We start from the raw sequence: 19131 nt of genomic DNA on the forward strand, positions 1-19131 counted from the left end.
CGATGCACCGGTGTACCCTCACCCCCAGCCCCGCTCCTACTATCGCGGGAGAGGAGAACGTAGCGTCGAGCGTTGCGGCATCGCACAACAGTTGTGATCAACCAAAGGTTCTGTCCTCCTCTCAAACCTCGTAGGGTGGTCGGGTCGTGATCCTGCTACGGGGTGGAGGCCGCCTCTATCCATCATCCCCCGCGCACCCGTTCGATCCGGGCGCCGAGCGCGGCGAGCCGCTCGTCGATCCGCTCATAGCCACGGTCGATTTGGCCAATGTTGTAAATGACGCTGCGCCCCTTCGCGCACAGCGCCGCCGTGACTAGCGCCATGCCGGCGCGGATGTCGGGGCTCGGCAGGCCGTCGGGTTCGCCGTAGAGTTGCGATGGCCCGACGACCACTGCCCGGTGCGGGTCACAGAGCACGATCCGCGCTCCCATGCCGATCAGCCGGTCAACGAAGAACAGCCGGCTCTCAAACATCTTCTCGTGGATGAGCACGGTGCCGCGGGCTTGGGTCGCGACCACGATCGCGGTGCTGATGAGATCGGGGTTAAAACCGGGCCAGGGCGCTGATTCGATCTTCGGAATGGCGCCGTGCAGATCATGGCGCACCACTAGCTCTTGATCGGGCGGCACAATGATGTCGTCACCCTCTTCATGCCACATGACTCCGAGCCGGCCAAACATGATCTTGGTCATACGATGCTCACGCGGGCGCGCGCCTACAATTCGCAGTTCGCTGCGGGTGACGGCGGCCAATCCGATCAGCGAGCCAACTTCCATAAAATCGGGGCCGATGGTGTAGTCAGCTCCATGCAGCCGGCTCACACCCTCGATTTCGAGCAGGTTGGTGCCGATGCCGCTGATCTTCGCCCCCATCCGGTTGAGCAAGTGACATAAGTCTTGCACGTGCGGTTCCGAGGCGGCGTTGCCAATGGTCGTATGGCCTTCGGCAGTCACTGCCGCGATAATCGCCTGTTCGGTGCCGGTGACGCTCATCTCGTCGAGGAAGATATCAGCGCCGCGCAAGCCATCGGTGGTCAGAATGTAGCTGGCCGGGGTGACTTCAATCTGCACCCCCAAGGCTTGCAACGCCAACAAGTGCGTGTCGAGCCGGCGCCGGCCAATCGCGTCGCCGCCGGGTCGCGGCAGGGTGACATACCCGCGCCGGACGAGCAGCGGGCCGGCCAAGAGCGGCGAGGTGCGGATGCGCCGCGCCAGCGCAGTATCTGGTTCAACCGGCGCTAATCGTGCCGCGTGCAGACGCACCACATTCGGCTCTGGCCTCTCGACCTGCACGCCGAGCTGCGACAGGAGCGCCAGTTTGGTGCGTACATCGCCAATGTCGGGGATATTGCGCAGCGTGACCGGTTCATCGGTCAAAAGGCCGGCCGCGAGCAAGGGCAGGGCCGCATTCTTGTTGCCGGCGGGCCGGATCGATCCCGATAACCGGTGGTCACCTTCGATGACGAAGTGATCCATAGTGTGCTTTCCTAGTGGTGTAATCTGGTCGTATCCATAGTGAAACAGCCCAGCGGGCCGTCTCTACAGGCATTCGGCAGCCGAGGTGCGATGGGGTATCCTCAATCGAGCGGTTTGCGTGGGCGTCGGAAGCGAGCTTTGATTCCTTCCCACAACCGGCGCCAACGATTCATTTGCTGGCTGCTGCCAGATCGAGCTGCGGCAATCAACTCGGCAGCTCGTTCGCGGCCCAATGCCAAAGCTTCGGATCCTAACTCTTTTAAACGAGTTTGATCGACAATTTCGCCTTCGGCAAACCAACGCCATGCCGCCATACCGGTGGTATACGTGCCGGCATAGGCGATCGCCACCTTGGGCGCTACCCCCCAGATCGGAATCAGCCCCACCAGTGCGCGGGCCAGTTGCCGCCAGACAAACGCGCCGCCGATGACCGGCAATACTTCGCGCAGCCGTTCGCGGATGTCAGGCGGCGCGCCGTAAGCAAGGCTGAGGCGATACACTAGAATCGCCTGATTTTTGGTCAGCACCAGAATATCGGCAGCAGCAAAGGGAACATTGAAGATCGGGATTTGGGATGGCAGGGCGGTGGCTAGCACATACGTCGCATTGGTAAACGAGACGCTGTTGATCAGTTGGCGCGCCACCGCAGCGCGCAGGCCGGGCAACCGGCGCGCCGCCGCCAGATGCAATTCGCCGGGCAGCCGGTCAAGCACGGCTTCAGCCAATTGCGCATCGAGGTCAAGCGCGTCCGGGTCGGGCACGACCAACAGGCGGGCATGGGCCACCCGCGGGTGGAGCGGGCCGGCATCGGCGGGCAAGGCCGTCCCCCACACGACCACCACGGTGGGCAAGGCCAGCGCCGCCAACCGGTCGATCGTCGCTAATTCACGCGCCGAGAGGCGCGTGTTCCGGTCGAGCCCAAGCACGATCAGATCGACGCCGCGCAGTTCGTCGGGAATAATCGTCGTCAGGCTAGCGAGCTGAATCGGTGATGGCCCGGTCGCGCCATACCGCTGTGGGCCGCTTTCGAGCCGGGCAGCGATCGTTTGGCAGACCCGCGGCGATCCTACGCACACGATCGCCAGCGGGCGTTCGGCTTCGGCGCGGATGGCGGCGACATCAATTTCGCGCAAGGTATTGAAGGCAACGCTGAGATCGTTCCACTTGGCCATATCCGCTCCTCGGTGGGCGTTCGCGGCGTCATTATAGCATGGGCGGCAGCACATTCCGTTCAACCGGCAACAGTGTGTTATAATACCCGTCAGTTATGCGTGACGCGCCACCAGCGCCTGCACGAGGAGGGACGAAATGGAACTGAATCACCGCCGGCTCAACCGGGTTGACCTCATTGGGGTCGTTGGGCGCGTTGACGCTGCCACTGCGCCGCAACTCAAGCAATTGCTTGAGTCGATCTTTGCCGACGGACGGTATCGCATTGTCTTGGATCTCAGCCGGCTCGAATATATTAGCAGCCCCGGTCTGCGGGTGTTGATAGAAGCGCGCAAGAAGGCGCGTGAGTGGAAGCTGACCGATCTTGAGGGTGGCGATGTGCGGATCGCCAATCTGCCGCCTCGGATCAAAGAGGTGTTTGATCTCACCGGCTTTAGCTCATTGTTCGAGATCTATGGCGACACCGTCGAAGCCGTCGGATCATTTTAACGCTGCCACCACGCCGGGCACGCCAGCGTCCGGCTCTATGATCGCCATGGATAGCATCACCCTTACCGCCGATCTCGATGCCCTTGCCAAGATTAGTGCGTTTATCACCACCGCTGCCGAACGGTGCGGTCTCGATGAACGGGCGACGTGGCAGGTGCAGCTCGCCGTTGATGAAGCCGTTACCAATGTCATCCAGCATGCCTACGATCCTGACCAACCCGGCGATTTAACCTTAAGCTGGCAGTGCCGCGATCACCGGTTTATCATTACCGTGCGTGATCATGGTCGCCAGTTCGATCCGGCGGCGGTGCCGCCGCCCGATATTACCTCTCCGCTGGAAGAACGGCAGGTCGGTGGTTTGGGAATCTATCTCATCACCCGCCTGATGGATGAAGTTCGGTTTGAGTTTTCGCCCCAAGGCGGCAATCTGTTGACGATGGTCAAATATCTGCCGCATGATCAGCCTGATCCGCCTGATGAAGTGGTGGTGATTCCCATTGCTGACCGGATCGACGCGCAGACAGCACCCCGGCTGGCTAAGCAAGCGAGTGAACAGATCGCGAAGGGCGCTCGCCAGATGGTGCTTGATCTGAGCAATGTTTCGTTCTTGTCGAGTAGTGGCCTGCGCGCGCTTCTCCTCATCCGCAAAGAGTTGATGACCCTCGGCGGCGAGTTGCGGCTGGCAGCGCTGCAACCGCAGGTGCAAGAGGTCTTTGCGATCACCGGCTTTACGCAGGTGTTTAATATCCATCCTTCGGTGGCGGAAGCTCGGTCAGCGTTTTCGCAGAGGCGTTGAGTGGCGCGTGAACACCTGCTGACATGGTATGGTCTGCTCGTCGGCGGGGTTGCGTTGGGCTGCTTGCTCATGCTGCCGGTCGCGCCGGTCGCGCCGGCCTTGGTCGCACTGTTTGCCATCATCGCCTTTGTGACTGATCTGCTCGCCTTTCGTATTCCTCCCGCCGATGTCCATAGCCTTGCCCCGCTGGTGATTGTCAGCGCCGGTCTGGCGTTGGGGCCGGTGGCCGGCGCGTGGCTGGCGGCCATCGAGGGTGTCATTTCCGGGGTTGTGATCCTCTTGCTGACCAATCGCCCGCGCACGTTGTTTTGGTTGCTGGGCCGGCCCGTCTTGCGCGGCGGTCTGCGCGCGCTTGGCTTGCTGGCGGGCGCTTGGTTCGCCGCGCTATTCAGCGGCCAACCGTTCACCAATCTGCCTGCCGAGGCGTTATTTGGCTGGACATTGATCATGTTTCCGGTGGTGACGCAGGCCGGGCGGGTGTTGCGCGAGCTGTTGCAGGGCGGGCGCAGTGGGTTGGCAACGTGGTGGCGTTCGGCGTGGCGCGCTATTCTCGGCGCTGAGTTGGCGCCATTGCCGCTGGCATGGCTGGGCGCGGCGATTGCTCACGATCTCGGTGTGCTCCATCTGGCGCTGGCCGGCTTAGCCCTGATCGCGTCGGCGGCCATTTTACGCCGCTCATCGCTCAATCTCCAACGCCAACGCCGTTCGGTGCGCGAATTGGCCCGGCTTAACGAGGTGAGCCGGGCGATTATCCGCAGCGAACTCGATGTTGATGCCCTCTGCGAGTTGATCTACCGCGAGGCGAGCCGGATTGTTGACACCTCGTCGTTTCACCTCGGCCTGTTCAATGGCAATCACTATACCCTGATGGTGCGGGTGCAGGATCGGGTGCGCTTGCCGCGCTTGACGGTCGATCTATCGGAAAATAGCGGTCTGATTGGCTGGATCCGCGAGACTGGCCGAGCGATTCTGGTTGAGGATTTTACGCGCGAGATGGATCGGCTGCCGGCCCGGCCCCGTTATCAGAGCGAACGCCCACCCCGATCGGGAATTTACGTGCCGCTGATCGCCGGTGAGACCGTGATTGGTTCGATCTCGGTGCAGAGTTATGAGCCGGCGGCGTTTGACGCCAACGATCTGCGCTTGATCTCGCTGATCGCCGATCAGGCGGCGGTGGCGATTGCCCGCGCCCGCGCCTTCCACGAGGCGCGCCAGCGCGCCAACCAGTTGCAGGCCATTCGTGAGGTGAGCCAGCAGATTACTGCGATTCTCAATCTCGACCTGTTGTTGCCCTCGATTGTGCGGCTGATTCGCGAGCGGTTCGGCTACCATCCAGTCCATATCTTTACCGTTTCGCCCGATGATGGCCGGATCTACTTCCGCGCTTCGACCGCCGATGGCGCTGATCTCGAACGGCTGCGCGCGCTTTCGCTGCGGGTGGGGCAGGGGCTGGTCGGCGAGGCGGTGCAGTGCGGTGAGCCGCTATTGGCCGGCGATGTGCTCAGCGATCGGCGCGTGATCCGCGATACGCTGCAAACCCGTTCGGAGCTGGCGGTACCGTTGCGCGTTGGCGCGACCGTGATCGGCGTGCTCGATGTGCAGAGTGATGAGCCGGATGATTTCAATGAAGACGATCTGTTTGTGATGCGCACGCTGGCCGATCAGATCGCGATTGCGATCGAGAGCGCCAATGCCTATACGGCCCAGCAAGAAGAAGCGTGGACGCTCAATGCGCTGTTGCAGATCGCCGAAAATATTGGCCGGGCCACGACCTTGCCCGATCTGTTGGCGACGGTAGTGCGGTTGCCGCCGTTATTGCTGGGTTGCCCGCGCTGCTACGTTGCGCTGTGGGATCGCGAACAAGGTGATTTTGTGGTGCGCGCTGTCTATGGGTTGCCGGTGGCTGCCCGCGCCGCGATCATTGACGCACCGGCGCGGTCGCCCTTTCTGTGGCGGTTACGCGAACGCGCTGCCGAAGCTGATCAACCGCGACTGGAAATGCTCTGGCAAGTGCGCGATAACCCTGATCAGTGGCCGGGCTTACTTGCGGTCGCCCAGAGTGGGTCGTTGGTAGGGTTGCCGATTAGCGCGCGCAATGCCTTGCTAGGGGTGCTGGTGCTCGATTACGATGACCCGTTTATGTCGCTCAGCTCCCGCCAGCAGAATTTATGCACCGGCGCAGCGGCCCAAATTGCCGGCGCGTTGGAAAGCTTGCTGCTGGCTGCCGAAGCCGCTGAAGCGGCCCGGCTCGAACAAGAGCTGCGCGTGGCCCGCGAGATACAGCAATCGTTGCTGCCGACCCGGTTGCCGGTAGCGCAGGGGTGGCAGATCGACGCGGCATGGCAATCGGCCCGCTTGGTCGGCGGCGATTTCTACGATTTTTGGCCTCTGCCGGCTGGCACCGATCCGACGCATGAATTGGGCTTTGTGATTGCCGATGTCAGCGATAAAGGCGTTCCGGCGGCGATGTTTATGACCATGGCCCGCTCGTTGGTGCGCGCCGCCGCCCTTGATGGATCACCGCCGGCCCGCGCCATGGAACGGGCCAATCGCTGGCTCTACCGCGATTCCGAGTCGGGGATGTTTGTCACACTCTTCTATGCCCGGCTTGATCTCGCCAGTGGTCGTCTATGCTACACCTGCGCCGGCCATAATCCGCCGCTGGTCTATCGCTCAGCGACCGGCGCAATCGAAGAGCTGCGCACTCCCGGCATTGCGCTGGGGGTGCTGGCTGAAGTGACCTTGCACGAAGCCGAGACGGCGCTCGCGCCGGGTGATGTCTTGGTGTGCTACACCGATGGCGTGACCGAGACGGTAAACGAGGTGCTGATGCCGCTCGATATCGAGGGGTTGCGTGCTGTTATCAAGACCTACGCCGCTGCTCCGGCAGGCGCGATCGTGCAAGCGATTTTGGCCGCGATTGCCCGCCATAGCCACGGCCAGCCGCCGTTCGACGACATTACCCTCATCGTCATCAAACGCGCCCCATAGGGGCAGCGCGCCGCTCTGCCCCTATGGGGCGACTCAAAAACCGCTCAATCCGGCGAAAAATCGCTTCGCGGTACGGCCCGGCCACCAGTAATTGATGGCCGGTTGCCGGCCAGTAGACGAGTTCGCAGTGCGCGCTGCCGATGCGTCGCGCAATCGCCACCGCGCTCGCCGGGTCAGCGGTCGTGTCGCTCTGGCCGTGCATCAGCAGCACTGGCGTTCGCACCCGCGGCAATGCGTTCCCGGCGGCGGCCAGCGCCAAGCGTAATTCGTCGGCAGCAGCGACCGATACCTTTACCGATTGGCGCAACATCTGTTGGATAGCGGGGTCATCGAGATCGAGGCCGGGCTGGCGGCGCCAGATCGAGGTGCGTAGTTCGGGGTCTGAGAAATCGGCTTGGGCTAGCAAGTAGAACCACGGCGTCACGTGGCGGGCAAGGCCTAATACATTGACACGCCAATCACCCCCCAATCGGTAAGGAGTCGCTAACATCACCAGCCGGTGCGCCGGTCGTTCGGCGGCAAGCAGGGCGGCGAGCGCGCCACCGAGCGAAAATCCGATCACCGAGACGGTAGCATAGCTGGTTGAGAGGCGATTAAACGCATGCGTAGCTGCAGCCAACCAATCCGGCCAGCGCACCAGCATCAGGTCTTCGGGTTGGCCGGTATGGCCGGGCAGGCGCATACCCAACACCGTATAACCGGCGCCGGCGAGATGCTCGGCCAGATCGCGCATCTCGCCGGGATCGCCGACGAAGCCGTGGATGAGGAGGCAGGCGTGCTCGCCGCGCCGCAACAGGTATGGTTCAATCATGCGCAACGTAGACCAGTTTGCGGAAGGTGTTGATATTGCGTTCACCGATGCCGGGAATGGCGATCAGATCATCAACACTCTTGAATGGGCCGTTCGTTTCGCGGTAGGCGATGATCCGGTCGGCCAGCACCGGCCCGATGCCGGGCAGCGCGATCAACGCCTCCCGGTCGGCGCGATTGATGTCGATCGGTTCAATGCCAGTCGTCTCAGCGGTTGCCAGCACGGCGGCAACCGACTCTTCCTCGTGGCCCGGCGCTGGCTCGGCGGCGACGGCAGGTGTCTCGGCAGGCGCTGGCGCGGCAGTTTCGGCCACGGTGACAGTTGCTGCGTCCTCACCGGTAGGTGCGGCAGCGACTGGCGTTTCGGGTGTGGCCGGGGCCGGCTCTGGCGTAGCAACCGCCGGAGTGGTCACGTCTTGGGTGATGGCAAGCGTGGCGTCCGTTGCCGCGACTGGCTCCGATGGAGTTGCCTCGGCAGGCGGGGGGGCAACCGACTCACTGGCGCCGTTGCGCGCAGCAGCCGCGCTTTCTACGCCAGCCGGACTGCGCCGCTCAGGCGGTGCACCCCGGTGGACGCGGGTAGCGATCGGGCGAGGCGTGATCGGGGTGTCGCTGCTTGCCGGCGCGCTGACCGGCGGGGTTTTGGGCGGTTCGCTGCGATGGATACGGGTAGTAACCGGGCGCGGTTCGGCGCTAGGTGATGGCGACGCGGCTGGCGGGGCCGGCGGAGGCATCACCGGCGCAGGTGGCGGGCTTGCCGGCGGGGTGAGCGGTAGCGCAGGAATCGCCTCGCTGCTGCTCTGCATCCGGCGCCAAATCAGGTACCCGATTCCGAATAGGAGAACAACCAACAGCAACTTACGCCACATAACAGTGTGCTCCCCAGTTTGTAGGCGCGAATCCAATCAATGTTCGTTATTGCGCTGTGTCGATGCCGGTTTTTTAATAAGGGTCTCTCTGCCGCCATCTGAACCCGCATTAGTGCGCACTGGCCTGCACCAGCGACCGTAGCAAGGCCAGATTCATGCGATCTTCCACCATATCTTCGCCTTTGGGCGTCTCAATGATCATCGGCAGATCAGCGAAGCGCGGATCGTTCACCAGCATCCGAAAGGTTTCGACGCCGATGCAGCCTTGGCCGATATGAGCATGGCGATCAACCCGGCTGCCCACATCCTTCTGCGAGTCGTTCAAATGAAAACACTTGACCCGTTCGAGCCCAACTAGCCGGTCTAGTTCGGCAAAGGTGGCGTGATAGCTCGCTTCGTCACGAATGTCGTACCCGGCGGCGAAGATGTGGCAGGTGTCAACGCACACCCCTAACCGGTCGTGGTGAGGAATCAGCTCGAACAGGCGGGTCAAATGCTCGAAGCGGTAGCCGAGTGCCGTGCCCTGCCCGGCGGTCGTCTCAAGCAAGATCATGGTTGGGCCGCCGATCCCTTCCTTCAACAGACGATTAATCGCATCGGCGACGCGGGCCAACCCGGCCTCTTCGCCAATCCCGGTATGCGCACCGGGGTGGGTGACGAGGTACGGAATGTTGAGCTGCGCGCAGCGTTCCAACTCGTCAGCAAACGCAGCGATCGACTTTTCGCGCAGTTCGTCGGCGGGGGCAGCGAGGTTGATGAGGTAGGAGTCATGGACAACCACCGGGTGAATGCCGGTGCGCTCCTGTTCAGCGCGAAACGCTGCCGCCTCTTCCGCCGGGATGGGCTTAGCCGTCCACTGCCGTTCGTTTTTGGCGAAGATTTGCATCGCCTCGAGCCCGACCGATTCTCCGCGAGCAAACGACTTCGAGACGCCGCCCGAAATAGACATGTGTGCGCCGAATCGCGGCATGCTTGTCGTTCCCATCCGTTTCTGCCGGCGAGTACCGGATATTGCAATTATATCACGGCTTGCCGGCAGCGCTTGGGGTGCGCCGCTGGTTCGTATCTTCGCGCCTTCTGTTCCCTCTACGGGGCAATATTTAGCGCCGCGCGCTATTCCGGCAGCGATCCGAGCAGTAGCGCACCTCTTCCCAACAGCGCGCCCACTTTTTGCGCCATTCAAACGGTCTCCCGCAGGTAGCGCAGATTTTGGTCGGCAGTTGGCCTTTGCGTTTGGGAGTGTTGGCCGTCGCGGTGGTGAGTTTGGTGCGCGCCATAGCGAATCCTTTGCCGATCTGCAACGGTTTCATAGATAGAGCACGCATGGCGCGGGCCGTCCGGCGCTGCGCATAGTGCGGGCCTCTGATCATCGTCGTGCAGGTTTATCGTGGTGTCAACCCTATGCTTGAACGTATCCTCAACTGGCTCTTTCCTGACCGTTGCGCCGGGTGCCGGCGGCTGACCGGTGACCTTTTCTGCGCGGCATGCCGGGCGCGGCTGAGGCCATATCCGCCCTTCGCGCCGCCAACCGGTCTTGACGCGGCGTGGGTGGCGTTTCGCTACGAGGGCAGCTTGGTGGCGGCGATCCACCAGCTCAAGTATGGCCGCTGCCGCCGGGTGGCCCACGCCCTCGGCGATCTGCTGGCTGCCGCCGCCGGCCCACTGGCCGCCGATGCGTTGGTGGCGGTGCCGCTGCACGCTGACCGGTTGCGCGAACGCGGCTTTAATCAGGCCGCCGAGCTGGCTGCGCGCTTGCAACGCCCCGGCAACCCGCCGCTAATTGACGGCTTAGTTCGGGTGCGCGCCACCAACCGGCAAGCGCGGCTCGCGGCCCACGACCGCACGGCTAATGTCACCGGCGCGTTTGTCTGGGTTGGCCGCTCACCGCCGCCACCGCGCCTCATCCTGATCGACGACGTGTTGACGACTGGTGCCACCCTCGCTGCCGGCGCTGCCGCCTTGCGCGCCGCCGGCGCACAGTCGGTGACGGCGCTCGCCCTCGCCCGCTCGGTGATTGCCAAAACCGGTGTACAATAAAGGCGTCCGCGCATCCGCTGATCTCGTTCGCACGCTGGCCTCGCCGGGCCAGCTCGATTAGGTGTACAATGAGGTATAGTCGTGCATCTAGTTGCGGCCATCCACCATTCGTCTGTCAGGAGGGTCAATGATGTCTGACATCGAGCAGCTTTCTGCCGCCCATCAACAATGGGAACAGCACTGTCTCTGGCCGGCTCTCAAGCGCGCCCCTGAACGCACTGGCCCGTTCATGACCACCAGCAGCGCGCCGATCGAACGGCTCTATACCCCGCTCGATCTGGCCCGCGATGGCATGACTCCTACCGAGCATTTTCTGCGCAATGTCAGCTACCCCGGCCAGTACCCCTTCACCCGCGGCATTCACCCCACCGGCTACCGCGGCAAATTGTGGACGATGCGCATGTTTGCCGGGTTCGGTAGTGCCGAAGAGACCAATGCCCGCTTTAAGTTTTTGCTCGAACAAGGTCAGACTGGGTTATCGATCGCGTTTGATATGCCCACCCTGTACGGGCGCGATACCGATCACCCGCTGGTCGAGGGCGAATTCGGCAAGTGCGGCGTGGCGGTCTCGTCGCTGGCCGATATGGAGATTCTGCTCGATGGGTTGCCGCTCGATCAGGTCAGTACCTCGATGACGATCAATTCGCCGGCGGCGATGATTTGGGCGATGTATCTGGTGGTGGCCGAGAAGCGCGGCATTCCGTGGAACCAGTTGCGCGGCACGATCCAGAACGACATTCTCAAAGAGTACATTGCCCAGAACGAGTATATCTTCCCGCCTGAGCCGAGCATGCGCTTGGTGGTTGATACCATCGAGTTCGCTGCCCGCCATGTGCCGCAGTGGAACCCGATCAGCGTCAGCGGCTATCACATTCGCGAGGCCGGCAGCACCGCCGTGCAAGAGCTGGCCTTTACGCTGGCCGATGGCTTTGCCTACGTCGAAGCGGCGCTCGAGCGCGGGCTCGACATCGATGAATTCGCGCCGCGGATCAGCTTCTTCTTTAACGCCCACAACGACTTCTTCGAGGAGATTGCGAAATACCGGGCGGCGCGCCGGATCTGGGCGCGGGCGATGCGCGAACGCTACGGCGCCAAGAACGAGCGGTCGTGGTGGCTGCGCTTCCACACCCAAACCGCTGGTTGTTCGCTCACCGCGCAGCAACCCGAAATCAACATCGTGCGCACCGCGATTCAGGCGCTGGCGGCGGTGCTCGGCGGAACCCAGAGCTTGCATACCAATTCGATGGACGAGGCGCTGGCGTTGCCGTCGGAAAAGGCGGTCACGATTGCGCTGCGCACGCAGCAGATTATCGCGTACGAGAGCGGAGTCGCCAATACCGTTGATCCGCTCGGCGGCAGCTATTTTGTCGAGGCGCTGACCGACCGGATGGAGCGCGAGGCGCAGGCGATCTTCGACGCGATCAATGCTCAAGGCGGGGTGATTGCCGCCATCCGCAACGGCTACTTCCACCGCGAGATCGCCGATGCTGCCTATCGCTACCAGCAAGAGACCGACTGCGGCGAGCGGATTATCGTTGGCGTCAACGCCTTCCAAGCCGACGAGCCGCTCGAGATTCCGATCTTGCAAATGGATCCCGAAGGCGAAAAGCGGCACCTCGAACGGCTCAACCGCGTCCGCCGCGAGCGTGATCAGGAGCTAGTCTCCCGTCGGCTGGCTGAACTCCGCGCCGCCGCGCAGGGCAACGAGAACATGATGCCAGCCATCCTCAATTGTGTGCGTGCTTACTGCACGTTGGGCGAGATGTGCGATGTGCTGCGCGAGGTGTTTGGCGTCTACCAGCAAGATACCGTGATCGTGTAAGCCAGTGATGACGGGTTAGCCCGTGTATGGAGTGCGGCAGTCGCACTGCCGCACTCCATGGTTCTCCACTCCCTCATGCCTCCCACACAAACGGGAATAGTATCAACGAGGCGGTGAACGTCACCACCACATAGGCCAGCAAAAAGCGGATCGGCCCAAACACCACATCAATCGCGACATTCTCAAGCGTTTGCGCAGTGCCTTGAATCGCGACGATCAAGGGCGCTACCAGCAACGGGAAGGCCAGTACCGCGAAGAGCGCGCCCTTGAAGCTCGCGCGAGCAATGATCGCGGCAATGATGGTAGTGGCCGAAGTGAGGGCCAACCCGCCGGCGACCAGCATCGCGCTAAACGCGAGCGGGCTGCCAACCTTCACCCGCAGCAAGACGATGAAGAGCAGCGTAGTGACGGCGCTCAGCGCCATCACCAGCGTCAGGTTGAAACAAAACTTGCCCAGAAACACCGCCGTAGGCGCTGCCGACAAGCGCAAGGCCGCCATCGTCCGCGCCTCTTCTTCGTAGACAAAGCTGCGCGAGAGGCCGTTGAGGGCAGCGAACAGCAGCGCAATCCACAGTAGGGCCGACTGAATCAGCAACGCCTCTTCGGTGCGGCGCAAACCGAGGAAGCCGACTCCAAGGCTGACCGCAGTGGCGGCGCTGATCGCAAAGAGTAGCAGGGTATTGATGGCATAGCGTGTACGTAGTTCGCAGGCGATGTCTTTACGAAAAATCGCCCAAGCGGCGCGGAGCGTCGCGCTGATCCCGCGCGGCGGCGGCGCAGGGATGTCGATCAGAGAGGATTCTTGTTCGATCACGGTTATGTCTCTATCGGGGCGTGGCATGCGTCACCCTTACGAGCCCCCTAGTTGCAGGACAAGGTCAGCATAGCGCAGCTCACGCGGGTCGTTGGTCGCGATCACCGTGAGACCACGCCGGCGCTGCTCAGCGATAATCTGATCAACCACCGCTGCCCCCCACTCGTCGAGCGTCACCGTCGGCTCATCGAGCAAGAGCGCTGGCGGGCGATGGAGCAGAGCGAAGGCGTAGCGTAGACGCTGGGTCATGCCTGACGAATACGCCGCCAACCGGTCATCGCCGCGCTTACCCAAACCCACCTGCGCGAGCAGATCGTACAGCGCAGCATCAGAAATAGCCAATCCGCGCACACGGGCAAAAAAGCGCAGATTCTCGATCCCGCTCAATTCACGGTACAGCGCCAAATCAGGCGCAACCCAACCGATCAAATGGCGCGCGTCACGCGGATCAAACCGGTTGCCGCCGGCCTCGTAATAGGCGGTGCCAGCCGTCGACGCTTGCAAACCGGCCAATATTCGCAACAAGGTACTTTTGCCGCTGCCGTTGGGGCCGCTGACCAACAACACCTCACCCCGGTGGAGGGTAAAGCTAATATCGCGCACAATCGTGCGCGCGCCATACCCAGCGCTCAGTTGCGAAACGTGAAGCTGCATACGGTATCCGGTCGTGCCGTGTGGCTGCTCTGCCCGCGCCGCATGCAGATTATACCAATTCTTGGCCGGTTGCTGTGTGTGGTGGGGGGCGTCCCGCGCTCCCGCTGTCATTGCGAGCCGCCGGAGGCGGCGAAGCAATCCCCCGCTCACGTGGGCTGATCCCGCTCATCGGTTGCTTCCACCAAAGGAGGAGATTGCTTCGGTCGGGCGGCCCCCGCTCGGCGCGGGCCGCCGCTCCCTCGCAATGACAGAAGGGCGGCGCCCCCTCGCAATGACAAAGGGGCGCCGCCCCCGCGCACTAATATAAAGGTGAGCTACATCCTTCCCGGCGGCACGGCAGAACGTGGCGGTGGCGGCGCGGGTCGTGGCGGTGGCGGCGCGGGTCGTGGCGGTGGCGGCGCTTCGCTGCCGTCAATGGGGGTGCTGCATTCAGGCGCTGGCGGCGCCGGTGGTTCGGTTCGGGGTGGCACGGCAGTGGCGGCTGGCTTCGGGTCTGGTTTGGGCGTGGTAGGGATTAGATCAGACTGCTGCAAGAACTCCAGCAAAATCTCGTGGAAGTGGTCGGCTTCGTCCACAAACGGGAAGTGGCGGCTATTCTCCATGCGCACCACTTGCGCCATCGGCACGTGGGTAAAGAGCTGGAGTTGGTTGGGGTTGACAATATCGTCGCGCGCGCCATGCACTACTAGCGCCGGTACGCGCAGCTTTTCGAGCATCGGGGTCAAATCGGTGCGCCACATCGAATGGATCGCGCCGCGAATGGTGTTGGCGGTGGATTTGGTGCTGTCTTCGAGCACTTCGTCCACTTCGGGGTCGAGTGAGTCGCTGAAGAAGAAGCGGAAGAGGGAGCGTCGCAGCCATGGCCGGCGGGCGAAGAATTCGGCGAAGAAGGGGCGGTCAACCAGCTTCAACATCCACGAGAGCGAGTTGCCGTTGATCGGCGCTCCCACCGTGACCACGCGGGTGACGCGCTCAGGGTGTTCGATCGCCGTCTTCATCGCGACCATACCGCCCATCGAGTGTCCAACTAGCGCTGCCCGCTCGATTCCCATTGCATCGAGGAAACGGATGACCTGATTGGAATAGCCTTGGATGGTCGGCATCTCTTGGGTGCGCGACTCGCCGAAACCCCAAAAGTCAAACGAGTAGGTGCGGAAATGGCGCGAAACAACCTCCATCGAGGTGTACCAATAGCGCCAACTGCCGAGCCAGCCATGCAGGAAGACGACTGGCCTCCCGCGTCCGAACACTTCGTAATGCACCCGCTGATTGTCGATGACGATGATGCTCATGCTGGCCTCGCCGTTGAGGAAGAATTCACTGCGCGGGCGCGCAACTGGGCAACGCTGGTTTCGCGTTCGTGCAGCGACCGGCGCAGGCGCCATTGCAAGGTGGCAATATCTTCCGAGATGCTGCGCAAGTGCGCCATCTCTTGCTCGAGCTCTTCCAATAACGTGCGCGCTTGCAAGCCAGCGGAAACCGCGGTGCGTTCGGTTGAAAGGTGGGCGATGCGCTCTTGAATGGCTGCCAGTAGGCTGAGCAGGTTGGCCCACGCTTCGTTGTCGTTGACTTCGTGCTGGCGTTGCTGCTGACCACGCGCTTCAATCCAGCGTTGAATTTGCTGTTGCAGCGCCGTGATCCGCTCTTCCAACTGGTGCATCGCCGTCATATCTATCTCGCCGCTGGCCCGTTGCGGCGGGGTTGCTATGAGTTGGGTGAGCTGTTGTTGCAAATTGGTCATCGCCGCGCTGAGTTGTGATTGTCGTTGCATCACGGCTTCTTGCTCGTTGAGCATATCGAGCAGCATGAGTCGCAGTTGTGACGCTTCTTGCTCGCTCCGCGCCGCCTGTTGTTGCAACAGATGCGGCACATACCAGAGTAGAATGAAGAGTAGCGTGATGATGGCAATACCGAGCGCGACAAAGAGCGCAGTCATAGCAATCCTCCTGATCTCCACTCGTAGTATACCTTTATCTGGCAATCGCGAGATAGATCAGCGGATGACATCTGGATTACGCGCCCACACCACTCGATCGCGTCCGGCCAGATCGCGCTGGATCCCAACGTCAGCCTGCGGTAGTGCTTGATGGAGTAAGTGTACCACAGCCGTCGCCTGCCATGCGCCAATCTCTAATAGGATAGCCCCATCCGATTTGAGGTACGCAGGTGCAGCAGCGATTAACCGGCGGTAGCAGTCTAGTCCGTCCGCCCCGCCATCGAGGGCGAGGTGCGGTTCGTAGCGGTAGACGCCTTCTTCGATCTCGTTGAGAATCGTGTAAGGGGGATTGCTAACGATCAGATCGACCGGGCCGGGCAGCGGCTCCAGCAGATCACCTTCGAGCAGGGTGATGCGATCGTGCAGGCGGTAGCGGTAGCGCGCAACATTAGCTGCGGCCACCTCCAGCGCGCCGGCGCTCAGATCGACCCCATAGATGATCGCATGCGGCAGATGTATCGCCAGCGCAATCGCGATGGCGCCGCTGCCGACGCCAATATCGGCGATGGTGATCGGTGCATTGCCGTAGCGCCGTGCTTCGACCAGCGCCAGCTCAACCAGCACTTCCGTTTCGGGGCGGGGAATGAGGACGCGCTGGTCAACCAGCAGGTCAAGGCCAAAGAATTCGCGATGGCCAATCAGATAGGCGACCGGTTCGCGGGCGACGCGGCGGGCAACTAACGCGGCAAACGTCGCCTGCTGTTCAGGCGTCAGCAGGTAGTCGCGCTCGGCGACTACTTTTGCCCGCGACCAGCCTAACGTATGACCAAGGAGCAGCTCGGCATCGAGGCGGGCCGTCGCGCTGACGGCCCGCAACTGTTCGCTCGCAAGGCGTAAAGCGTGTTGGATCGTGACTATATCGCTCAATCTAATCGCCGTTCGCTAAAATCACGCCCATCGAATGACAGCAAGCGGCGTTTCTCGTCGATCACCGTCTCGAGAAGGACGGGGCGCGTCCAAATTTTGAACAGGTTGCGCATCGTCTCGCGGGCGTAATCGATCTTGAGATCAACGCCTTCGTGGCGGTGGCGTAAGTACAGCTCGCCGCGATTGCCATAGTTGCCGTCTTCGACGAGGATCACCGGCTGGCCGAAGTTGGTGAGCCGGAAGAGCAGCTTCTCTTTGACCTCTTTGAACTCGCGGGAAGCGATTTCGTAGAGGTCAGTATCCCGATTATAGCGGAAGGTGAAGAGCTTATGTTCCATCACGAATTCCGGCGTGAGGAATTCGTCAATGAAGGTGACATCGTTGTAGAGCCGGCGTACCTCGAAGATCTTTTGGCGGCCAAGGCCGAGCTGCCTATCCCACGAGCGTTTGAGCCGGATATCGTCGCACTCTTCGTACTCTTTGCCGAATTTGCCCTTGTTCCAGCGATCTTCGATGTCACGTAGCAATTCCAAGCCTAATTTGTACGGATTCAGCCTGCCGCCGCCGGTAGCCACCACCCCTGAGTGGAGATCAGCGAACGAGACGATCTCAGCCGCCGACGCGACGCGCTGGGTCATGATGGTGCTGTGCCAGTAGCTGTTGTGGTTGATGAAGCCTTGCGCAGCGTAGCGGTGCGTTTCCGTGACCGAGATGTCGTAGACATCGGCGACGCCGTGCTCGATGGCGACGACCTCATCGGCCCATGCCGTTGGCGCAGCAGGGGTGGTGAAGGCGCGTTCCAGCGCAGCAGTATCGGCAATGTGCAGGATCACACCTTCGCGCCGCGCCATCACGCCAAGGTTCAGCAACAGCAACTGCACGGTTGTCGCCTGCGCGTGATCGGCGCACGTAAGCTGCATCCCGGCGCCATTCGTTTGGCTGGCGCCGGCGCAGAAGGCGCGCAGGAAGGCGACCACGTGCGGGCGCGGCGAGCGGCAGATCGCGGCCAGCGCGTGCTGGTCGGGGCGAGCGACGCACTGCGCGCCGCGCTGGGCGGCCAATGTCTCATCAACCACGGTCGCTGGCGCGCGCCGGTAGCCGTGGCGACGGGCAGGATCGGCAGCGGCGGACGTCATTGCCGGTACGGGCGCCATTACCGCAACCCGCTTGAGCGCCGGACGGCGACGGAGGGTGGCCGGCGCAGTGGCCCACAGCTCGGTACCGCCGGCGATGCGCACCTGATCGCCGATGCGTAGCGCATCTAGCCGCCGCCACTCGCCATTGGCGAGCAGAATGCGGTGGTTATGCGAACCAGAGAGCGTCAAGCCGGCACGTGTGCGGATGGTGACTGTCGGGTAGGCGGCAAAGACATTCCAGTCGTAGACCGTCTGCGCGCGCTCGCCATCGCTAACGCGGGCGCGGCGGCGCTGGGTCACTACTTCGCGCATCGGGATCAGGCCGCGGTCAGTGATGATCAAACTCTCTCCGGTCAGACATGCCCAACCCTCATTGAGAATCTTGGTCATGCCTTGCGGCGCGAAGTAATACGATTCATCGCGGATAATTTCCAGCACCGTATGTTGCCAGCTCTCAAGCGGGGCAAAATTCATCAGGAACAGCAGCACATCGCGCTGCGGATTCTCTGGGAAGCGGCGCTGGCGGGCGCGCTCCTCTTCGAGTTTGCGCCGCTGCTTTTCCAGAAACTCTGGCGGGTTAATGTAATCGCGCATATACTCGCGCTCGACCGGCAAGCCCTCGACCACCGGCGGCTCCTCGTCGTTGACGATCGGACGCGGAGTGACAGCTTCGGGACGGCGGATGTAGGGCGCATGGTAGTCGATCAGATTTTCCAGCGACAGACAGATGTCAATAAACTCTTCCACCTGATCGTAGCCGATGCGGTCGATGATGCGCTGGATGCGGGCGGCGTGGTTTGCCATGGTATCGAGCATTTTACGGTTGGTATGGGCAAACCACATATTGTTCTTGAAGAAATCGACGTGCCCAGTCACGTGGGCCATCACCATCTTCTGGGTCACATCTTCGTTGCCTTCGAGCAGATAGGCATAGGCCGGATTATTGTTAATCACCATCTCGTAGATGGTGCTGCCGGCCCAGATATGGCCCTTCAGCAACTGATCGTACTCCATGCCGAAGCGCCAATGCGGATAGCGCGTCGGGAAACCGCCGAACGCCGCCGTCTCATAGAGCGTGCGGTAATCGAGCACTTCGTAAATGATGGGAAAGAAATCGAGGCCGTATTCACGGGCAATCTGCTCGATCTCTTGGCGCGCCTGTTCGAGATGAGCGGGAAGGCGGGTACTCTTCATACGCACACCAA

16 protein-coding genes and 1 pseudogene are annotated in these 19131 nt (G+C 62.0%); 5 read left to right on the forward strand and 12 right to left on the reverse strand.

Annotation, left to right across the window (positions count from 1 at the left end):
* Positions 1 to 182: 182 nt before the first annotated feature.
* Positions 183 to 1475 (reverse strand): UDP-N-acetylglucosamine 1-carboxyvinyltransferase, encoded by a 1293-nt coding sequence (gene murA / locus U9R61_RS18615; RefSeq protein WP_322490314.1) that lies wholly within the window; start codon positions 1473 to 1475, stop codon positions 183 to 185.
* A gap of 101 nt (positions 1476 to 1576) precedes the next feature.
* Entirely contained in the window at positions 1577 to 2647 is a 1071-nt protein-coding gene (locus U9R61_RS18620; protein WP_322490315.1) for a hypothetical protein, read from the reverse strand.
* Between the two features lie 136 nt (positions 2648 to 2783).
* On the opposite strand from U9R61_RS18620, the gene U9R61_RS18625 reads away from it, so the two are divergent.
* The 3 genes from U9R61_RS18625 to U9R61_RS18635 are packed head-to-tail and all read left to right on the forward strand — an operon-like array spanning position 2784 to position 6921.
* Positions 2784 to 3134 (forward strand): STAS domain-containing protein, encoded by a 351-nt coding sequence (locus U9R61_RS18625; protein ID WP_322490316.1) that lies wholly within the window; start codon positions 2784 to 2786, stop codon positions 3132 to 3134.
* Positions 3100 to 3930, forward strand: coding sequence for an anti-sigma factor antagonist (locus tag U9R61_RS18630; RefSeq protein ID WP_322490317.1), 831 nt, complete (start codon positions 3100 to 3102; stop codon positions 3928 to 3930). The genes U9R61_RS18625 and U9R61_RS18630 overlap by 35 nt, the downstream gene beginning before the upstream one ends.
* Positions 3931 to 6921 carry a SpoIIE family protein phosphatase gene (locus tag U9R61_RS18635; RefSeq protein WP_322490318.1) on the forward strand — a complete coding sequence of 997 codons (2991 nt, stop codon included), beginning with the start codon at positions 3931 to 3933 and terminating at the stop codon, positions 6919 to 6921.
* Here U9R61_RS18635 and U9R61_RS18640 read toward each other — a convergent pair.
* The 4 genes from U9R61_RS18640 to U9R61_RS18655 form a co-directional block, all read right to left on the reverse strand.
* A complete protein-coding gene (locus tag U9R61_RS18640; RefSeq protein ID WP_322490319.1) occupies positions 6905 to 7732 on the reverse strand; it encodes an alpha/beta hydrolase in 828 nt (275 codons plus the stop codon). The two genes, U9R61_RS18635 and U9R61_RS18640, sit on opposite strands and share 17 nt — an antisense overlap.
* On the reverse strand, positions 7725 to 8600 hold the full coding sequence (locus tag U9R61_RS18645) for a ComEA family DNA-binding protein (protein WP_322490320.1): 876 nt from the start codon (positions 8598 to 8600) through the stop codon (positions 7725 to 7727). The genes U9R61_RS18640 and U9R61_RS18645 overlap by 8 nt, the downstream gene beginning before the upstream one ends.
* A 109-nt stretch (positions 8601 to 8709) precedes the next feature.
* A complete protein-coding gene (locus U9R61_RS18650; RefSeq protein WP_322490321.1) occupies positions 8710 to 9570 on the reverse strand; it encodes a deoxyribonuclease IV in 861 nt (286 codons plus the stop codon).
* Positions 9571 to 9700: 130 nt separating this feature from the next.
* Entirely contained in the window at positions 9701 to 9877 is a 177-nt protein-coding gene (locus U9R61_RS18655) for a DUF2256 domain-containing protein (RefSeq protein WP_322490322.1), read from the reverse strand.
* Positions 9878 to 10001: 124 nt separating this feature from the next.
* Between U9R61_RS18655 and U9R61_RS18660 the strand changes: the two genes are divergently transcribed.
* Together U9R61_RS18660 and U9R61_RS18665 are read left to right on the forward strand one after the other, a co-directional pair.
* Positions 10002 to 10637: a double zinc ribbon domain-containing protein gene (locus U9R61_RS18660; RefSeq protein ID WP_322490323.1), complete on the forward strand. Its 636-nt coding sequence runs from the start codon at positions 10002 to 10004 to the stop codon at positions 10635 to 10637.
* 127 nt (positions 10638 to 10764) lie between these two features.
* A complete protein-coding gene (locus U9R61_RS18665; RefSeq protein ID WP_322490324.1) occupies positions 10765 to 12459 on the forward strand; it encodes a methylmalonyl-CoA mutase family protein in 1695 nt (564 codons plus the stop codon).
* Positions 12460 to 12532: 73 nt separating this feature from the next.
* Here U9R61_RS18665 and U9R61_RS18670 read toward each other — a convergent pair whose 3' ends face one another.
* The 6 genes and pseudogenes from U9R61_RS18670 to U9R61_RS18695 all read right to left on the reverse strand — a co-directional run bounded on the left by U9R61_RS18670 (position 12533) and on the right by U9R61_RS18695 (position 19120).
* Complete coding sequence (locus tag U9R61_RS18670; protein WP_322490325.1) at positions 12533 to 13273, reverse strand: heme exporter protein CcmB; 741 nt, start codon at positions 13271 to 13273, stop codon at positions 12533 to 12535.
* 36 nt (positions 13274 to 13309) lie between these two features.
* A pseudogene (locus U9R61_RS18675) lies at positions 13310 to 13864 on the reverse strand (ABC transporter ATP-binding protein); the annotation flags it as partial.
* A gap of 377 nt (positions 13865 to 14241) precedes the next feature.
* A complete protein-coding gene (locus tag U9R61_RS18680; protein ID WP_322490327.1) occupies positions 14242 to 15219 on the reverse strand; it encodes an alpha/beta hydrolase in 978 nt (325 codons plus the stop codon).
* Complete coding sequence (locus tag U9R61_RS18685) at positions 15216 to 15863, reverse strand: hypothetical protein (protein ID WP_322490328.1); 648 nt, start codon at positions 15861 to 15863, stop codon at positions 15216 to 15218. The genes U9R61_RS18680 and U9R61_RS18685 overlap by 4 nt, the downstream gene beginning before the upstream one ends.
* Before the next feature lie 57 nt (positions 15864 to 15920).
* Positions 15921 to 16781, reverse strand: coding sequence for a peptide chain release factor N(5)-glutamine methyltransferase (gene prmC / locus U9R61_RS18690; protein ID WP_322490396.1), 861 nt, complete (start codon positions 16779 to 16781; stop codon positions 15921 to 15923).
* A gap of 5 nt (positions 16782 to 16786) precedes the next feature.
* Entirely contained in the window at positions 16787 to 19120 is a 2334-nt protein-coding gene (locus U9R61_RS18695) for a SpoVR family protein (RefSeq protein WP_322490329.1), read from the reverse strand.
* Positions 19121 to 19131: the final 11 nt, after the last annotated feature.

Origin of the sequence: Chloroflexus sp., assembly GCF_034431535.1 — a bacterium.
Lineage (GTDB): Bacteria > Chloroflexota > Chloroflexia > Chloroflexales > Chloroflexaceae > Chloroflexus.

Excerpts from the sequence above, each read along its gene's own strand:
- U9R61_RS18620 (WP_322490315.1), bottom strand. The coding sequence starts at position 2,647 with ATGGCCAAGTGGAACGATCTCAGCGTTGCCTTCAATACCTTGCGCGAA.
- U9R61_RS18665 (WP_322490324.1), top strand. The coding sequence starts at position 10,765 with ATGATGTCTGACATCGAGCAGCTTTCTGCCGCCCATCAACAATGGGAA.
- U9R61_RS18655 (WP_322490322.1), bottom strand. The coding sequence starts at position 9,877 with ATGGCGCGCACCAAACTCACCACCGCGACGGCCAACACTCCCAAACGC.
- U9R61_RS18685 (WP_322490328.1), bottom strand. The coding sequence starts at position 15,863 with ATGACTGCGCTCTTTGTCGCGCTCGGTATTGCCATCATCACGCTACTC.
- U9R61_RS18695 (WP_322490329.1), bottom strand. The coding sequence starts at position 19,120 with ATGAAGAGTACCCGCCTTCCCGCTCATCTCGAACAGGCGCGCCAAGAG.
- U9R61_RS18640 (WP_322490319.1), bottom strand. The coding sequence starts at position 7,732 with ATGATTGAACCATACCTGTTGCGGCGCGGCGAGCACGCCTGCCTCCTC.
- U9R61_RS18625 (WP_322490316.1), top strand. The coding sequence starts at position 2,784 with ATGGAACTGAATCACCGCCGGCTCAACCGGGTTGACCTCATTGGGGTC.
- U9R61_RS18630 (WP_322490317.1), top strand. The coding sequence starts at position 3,100 with ATGGCGACACCGTCGAAGCCGTCGGATCATTTTAACGCTGCCACCACG.
- murA (WP_322490314.1), bottom strand. The coding sequence starts at position 1,475 with ATGGATCACTTCGTCATCGAAGGTGACCACCGGTTATCGGGATCGATC.
- U9R61_RS18650 (WP_322490321.1), bottom strand. The coding sequence starts at position 9,570 with ATGCCGCGATTCGGCGCACACATGTCTATTTCGGGCGGCGTCTCGAAG.
- U9R61_RS18660 (WP_322490323.1), top strand. The coding sequence starts at position 10,002 with ATGCTTGAACGTATCCTCAACTGGCTCTTTCCTGACCGTTGCGCCGGG.
- U9R61_RS18645 (WP_322490320.1), bottom strand. The coding sequence starts at position 8,600 with ATGTGGCGTAAGTTGCTGTTGGTTGTTCTCCTATTCGGAATCGGGTAC.
- U9R61_RS18680 (WP_322490327.1), bottom strand. The coding sequence starts at position 15,219 with ATGAGCATCATCGTCATCGACAATCAGCGGGTGCATTACGAAGTGTTC.